Annotated in this window: 5 protein-coding genes; 2 read left to right on the top strand and 3 right to left on the bottom strand. The window is 43.9% G+C overall.

The features are described 5' to 3' along the window. Together AB4653_RS18105 and AB4653_RS18100 are read left to right on the top strand one after the other, a co-directional pair. Nucleotides 1-312: inner membrane protein YpjD (locus AB4653_RS18105; RefSeq protein WP_372104905.1), on the top strand; the 312-nt coding region annotated here is incomplete at its 5' end. Between the two features lie 128 nt (nucleotides 313-440). After that, nucleotides 441-1,712 carry an HlyC/CorC family transporter gene (locus AB4653_RS18100; protein WP_102249164.1) on the top strand — a complete coding sequence of 424 codons (1,272 nt, stop codon included), beginning with the start codon at nucleotides 441-443 and terminating at the stop codon, nucleotides 1,710-1,712. A 177-nt stretch (nucleotides 1,713-1,889) separates the two neighbouring features. Here AB4653_RS18100 and luxS read toward each other — a convergent pair whose 3' ends face one another. Genes luxS through gshA form a run of 3 tightly spaced genes read right to left on the bottom strand, consistent with a single transcriptional unit; the run spans nucleotide 1,890 to nucleotide 4,662 of the window. Next, nucleotides 1,890-2,408, bottom strand: a complete 519-nt coding sequence (luxS, locus tag AB4653_RS18095) for an S-ribosylhomocysteine lyase (RefSeq protein ID WP_009847612.1) — start codon at nucleotides 2,406-2,408, stop codon at nucleotides 1,890-1,892. A gap of 24 nt (nucleotides 2,409-2,432) precedes the next feature. Continuing rightward, a complete protein-coding gene (locus AB4653_RS18090; RefSeq protein ID WP_009847613.1) occupies nucleotides 2,433-3,083 on the bottom strand; it encodes a hypothetical protein in 651 nt (216 codons plus the stop codon). A gap of 10 nt (nucleotides 3,084-3,093) precedes the next feature. Next, entirely contained in the window at nucleotides 3,094-4,662 is a 1,569-nt protein-coding gene (gene gshA / locus AB4653_RS18085) for a glutamate--cysteine ligase (protein WP_102257857.1), read from the bottom strand. Between the last annotated feature and the right edge of the window lie 220 nt (nucleotides 4,663-4,882).

The raw sequence follows: 4,882 nt of genomic DNA, 5'->3' as shown, positions 1-4,882 counted from the left end.
ATAAACCCTAACCTACCTCCTTTAATGATGGTGGAAAGACAGCTTTTCAAGATCATTTTAATCGGTAATGGTTTGTTAACAGGTACTTTATTAACTGGACTTATCTTCGTACAAGATATGTTTGCTCAAGGTAAAGCACATAAAGCGGTATTGTCTTTTATAGCTTGGGTTATCTATTCCATCCTTCTTTGGGGTCACTATCAGAAAGGTTGGCGTGGGCAAAAAGTCACATGGTTTGCCCTTGCGGGTGCCACCATGCTCACATTAGCTTACTTCGGTAGCCGCTTCGTTCAGGAAATAATCCTGAATTAGTCAGTATAATGAAGGCAAGGTCTCACACACCTTGCCTTTAAAATATTGAGTACGATACATTCAATTGACATCTCGACCATGTTCGGTCATAAATTAATCAAGATACAAAAAAAAGGAAAAGAATAGTTTTGGACGACATATCAACGGGTATCTTATTTGCGCTACTCGCGTGTCTCATTGTAATTTCTGGTTATTTCTCTGGTTCCGAAACGGGCATGATGTCCTTGAACCGCTACCGTTTAAAGCACTTGGCCAATACGGGTCATAAAGGTGCCAAACGCGTAGAAAAACTTCTAAGTCGCCCAGACAGATTGATTGGCCTTATTCTCATCGGCAACAATCTCGTCAATATTCTTGCATCCGCGATCGCGACTATTCTTGGTATGCGTATCTACGGAGATATCGGTGTTGCAATCGCAACCGGAGCCCTGACCCTGGTGATCCTCGTGTTTGCTGAGGTTACACCAAAAACCATTGCTTCTCTTTTCCCTGAACGAGTTTCTTACGCCAGCAGCATTCTATTAATAATACTGATGAAGGTGCTATCTCCATTGGTTATCTTGGTCAACTTTATTACCAATGGCTTCATTCGTATCTTAGGCGTTAAAGCTAACCATGATGCAACCGATCATCTAAGCTCAGAAGAACTCAGAACCGTAGTAAATGAAGCGGGTAGCCTAATACCACAGCGTCACCAAGATATGTTGGTGTCTATTCTCGATTTAGAACACGTCACCGTGAATGACATAATGGTGCCACGTAACGAGATCACCGGCATCGACATCACTGATGATTGGAAATCGATCGTGCGTCAGCTCACTCATTCACCTCATGGTCGCATCGTGTTGTACCGTGATCAGATAGATGAAGTGGTTGGCATGCTGAGGCTACGTGAAGCTTATCGCTTGATGCTCGAAAAGAACGAATTCAATAAAGAGACCCTGCTGCGTGCTGCAGATGAGATCTACTTTATTCCGGAAGCGACACCGCTTAACACCCAACTGCTTAAATTCCAACGCAACAAACAGCGTATCGGTTTGATTGTTGATGAGTATGGCGATATTAACGGTTTGGTTACCCTCGAAGATATTCTCGAAGAGATCGTGGGCGAATTTACGACTTCAATCGCACCAAGTTTATCTGAAGAGATCACACCACAAAGCGATGGTAGCTTCTTGATTGAAGGCAGCGCTAATATCCGAGATATCAACAAAGGTTTGCAGTGGGCACTGCCTACCGATGGACCAAGAACACTTAATGGTTTGATACTGGAGCATCTTGAAGATATTCCAGAGAGTCACCTGAGTGTTCAGGTTGCCAGCCATCCAATGGAAATTGTTGAGCTCGAAGAGAATCGCATCAAGCTGGTGCGTGTGTTTCCGCAGATCGTAAACGGATAGAGGCGACTCATTATATGAGAGTAACCCACTGAGTTACCAACTAAGTCCCTCTACAACAAAAGGCCCGGTTCATTGAACCGGGCCTTTTAGTATCTAGCTCTTTTTGTATCTAGCTCGCTCACTCTCTAGTGCAAAATGTATCTAGAGTGAAGCGCATTCAATGTGAACCAAAAATGATTAGTCGATTTTAAGCTCTTGAAGCATCGACTCTGGCAATGCCAGTTCATCATTTTTGTTTACTGAAATACCGGTAGCGATGATTGCATTCGCAATCTCTTTAGCTTCATCTAAGGAATGCATTGCCGCAGTACCACACTGGTATTCGTTCAACTCAGGGATCTTATTCTGGTTCTCAACTTTCAGTACGTCTTGCATAGCCGCTAACCAAGCTTCAGCCACTTGCTGCTCTGAAGGCGTACCAATCAAGCTCATATAGAAACCGGTACGACACCCCATAGGCGATATATCAATGATTTCAACCGCAGAGCCATTGAGGTGAGCACGCATGAACCCAGCGTATAGGTGCTCGAGAGTATGAATACCTCTCTCAGATAGGATATCTTTGTTTGGCGCAGTAAAACGCAGGTCAAATACCGTAATGGTATCCCCTTTTGGGGTTTGCATTGTTTTAGCAACACGAACTGCAGGTGCGTTCATGCGCGTGTGATCAACAGTAAAACTATCTAATAAAGGCATTGCTATTCTCCATGACGATTGGCTTTAAAAAAACCAACTTCGATTGTCTTCTAGTTCTTTTCGGCACTGTTTAAGTTGCCATCCATAATCTTTTGCTTGCTGTTCGACTTTGCGAGCCACCTTAATCAACGATGGTTTGCTGTTGTATGATTTGCGCTTATAGCCACCACGGCCTTCATGATAAGCCAGATATTGGTTATACGGGTCCCATAATGAGATTCCTAACTGACGGCGCGTCTCGCTGGTGTACCAACCAATGAACATTAATGCATCATCAAAATTGGTTCTCGAACCACCATTATTGGTCGCTTTTTGAAAGTCTTCCCAAGCAGGGTCTTGAGCTTGTGCATAGCCATAGGCACTACTGACTCTTCCCCACGGTATAAAGCCAAGAATATAATCTTTTGGTGGACGCGCATCATGTCGAAAGCTGCTCTCTTGTTTAACAAAAGCCATCGCGACGTTAATCGGTGTGCCCCACTCATCTTGCATATCGACCGCATCTTCATACCAAGAAGGGTGCTCTCTGAAGATGCTGCATATATTATTTTGCTGCTTAGGAGGAGGCGTCGCACATCCAACCAATAGGCTAGAGACAATACCAACAGTCACGACTGGTAACCATTTTCCACCCACATGAGTAGACTGACCTAATAAGGCTTGCTTCCTTTCCACCAAAGTCTCGCTATGCTTTTAAATATGAAAAATAGTCCGTTAAGAAACTATCAAAATCTTGAGTGCTCGCTTCTTCACTTTGCTGTTGAGCAATGACAGAGCGTTGAACTTCCGCTTCCATTAACTCAGCAGAATAAACTTTATATTGGTGTGCCTTGTGTTGTTGAGCATACGTTTTTCCTAACGCACAACCCACTTTACCCAAACCACCCAATTTCTTGGTCTCTTCTAATAACTGGCCAGAAATGGTCAACTCAGGGTTATCAATCCAGGCTTCAAGCGTATCGCACGTTTCTTGGTATGCACGACCACCTTGCTCAGCATCCATCAACTCAGCGATAACTCGAAGATCTTTGAATACATTTTTAGCCCAGTCTTGCAGAGACAGTCTTTCTCCATCACAACCAATCTTGAGCTCTAAACCAACCTGACGACCTTCTAAGATCACCTTGTTCCAGTTATCGCGCCAGCATTCAAGTTCGCAGTTATCCATCTCAGCAGAGTCTGATAACACGCTCCACGTTAGGAATAAATCTAAGAAGCGAACTTGCTGTTCATTGATGCCAATTGAACTGAATGGGTTTACGTCTAAAGAGCGAACCTCGATGTACTCAACGCCAGCACGAGCCAGTGCTTCAGATGGTTTCTCGCCACTTTTCGCCACACGCTTAGGACGGATTGGAGCATAAAGCTCATTCTCAATTTGCAGTACGTTGCTATTTAGTTGACGGTATTCCCCATCAACCTTAGTGCCAATCTCAGCGAATTCTTCTGATGGTGTGCGAATAGCTTGATTCAAACCTTCAAGGTATTGGTCTAGGCTGTTGAAGCCAATCTTCAGTACACTTTGCGCACTGTTGGTGTAACCAAGGTCACTTAAGCGCAATGCCGTTGCTTTGGGTAGATACAGTGTTTCTCCAACCTTTTCAAAAGGTAGGTTGGTTTCTCTTCCTTTGATAAAAGAAGAACATAGCGCAGGTGAAGCACCGAAGAAGTATGGGATTAACCAACCAAAGCGGTAGTAATTACGAATCAAACCGAAGTACGCATCTGATTTAGCTTCGCAACGCGCTTCTTCGGTTTGCTCTCCAAACAGACTGTCCCAAAAGCTTTCTGGGAAAGAGAAGTTGAAGTGAACACCCGAAATAATCTGCATCAGACTACCGTAGCGACGCTTTAGGCCTTCACGATATAGCGTCTTCATCTTACCGCTGTTAGAAGTACCGTATTGCGCAAGCTGAATGTAATCTTCACTCCCCACATAACAAGGCATAGAGAGTGGCCACAGCTTTTCGCCGTCTAACTTGGTTTGAGTGAAGTGATGGATATCAGACAACTGATTCAAAAGCGTCGGAACGTCGTTAGAAACAGGCGTGATAAACTCCAGTAGCGACTCAGAGAAATCGGTCGTTACCCATTCGTTCATCAACGCAGATCCTAAAGCCTTAGGGTGCGGCCCAGTAGCAAGATGCCCATCTTCCGTGTAGCGCAATGTTTCCCTTTCAACACCACGACCAAATTGAGAGAAGGTCTTAGGGTTGGTTGCAACTTGCTTTAGTCGCGCAGCAAAATCAATCAAAATTCTGTTCACTTATCTTATATTGTTCTTATTAGAACTATCATAAATTAGGTTGGAGGAGAAAAGTAGAATCTCTTCCCTCCCCCTTTAATGTGTACTCTAACGAATGATTTCAAGCTCTTCTATTGGAATATCTAACTTTTCTAATTGAGGGCGCAGCGAAGTCGCGTCACCAACAACAATTATTTGATAATCATTCGGGTCAAACCATTTCTTCGAG

This window comes from Vibrio sp. 10N.222.48.A3, assembly GCF_041475345.1.
Classification (GTDB): domain Bacteria; phylum Pseudomonadota; class Gammaproteobacteria; order Enterobacterales; family Vibrionaceae; genus Vibrio; species Vibrio tasmaniensis_A.
This window is presented reverse-complemented; position numbering and strand designations above follow the sequence as displayed.

Bases quoted from the DNA above. Each gene is read 5' to 3' on its own strand.
- luxS (WP_009847612.1), bottom strand. From the start codon at position 2,408: ATGCCTTTATTAGATAGTTTTACTGTTGATCACACGCGCATGAACGCA.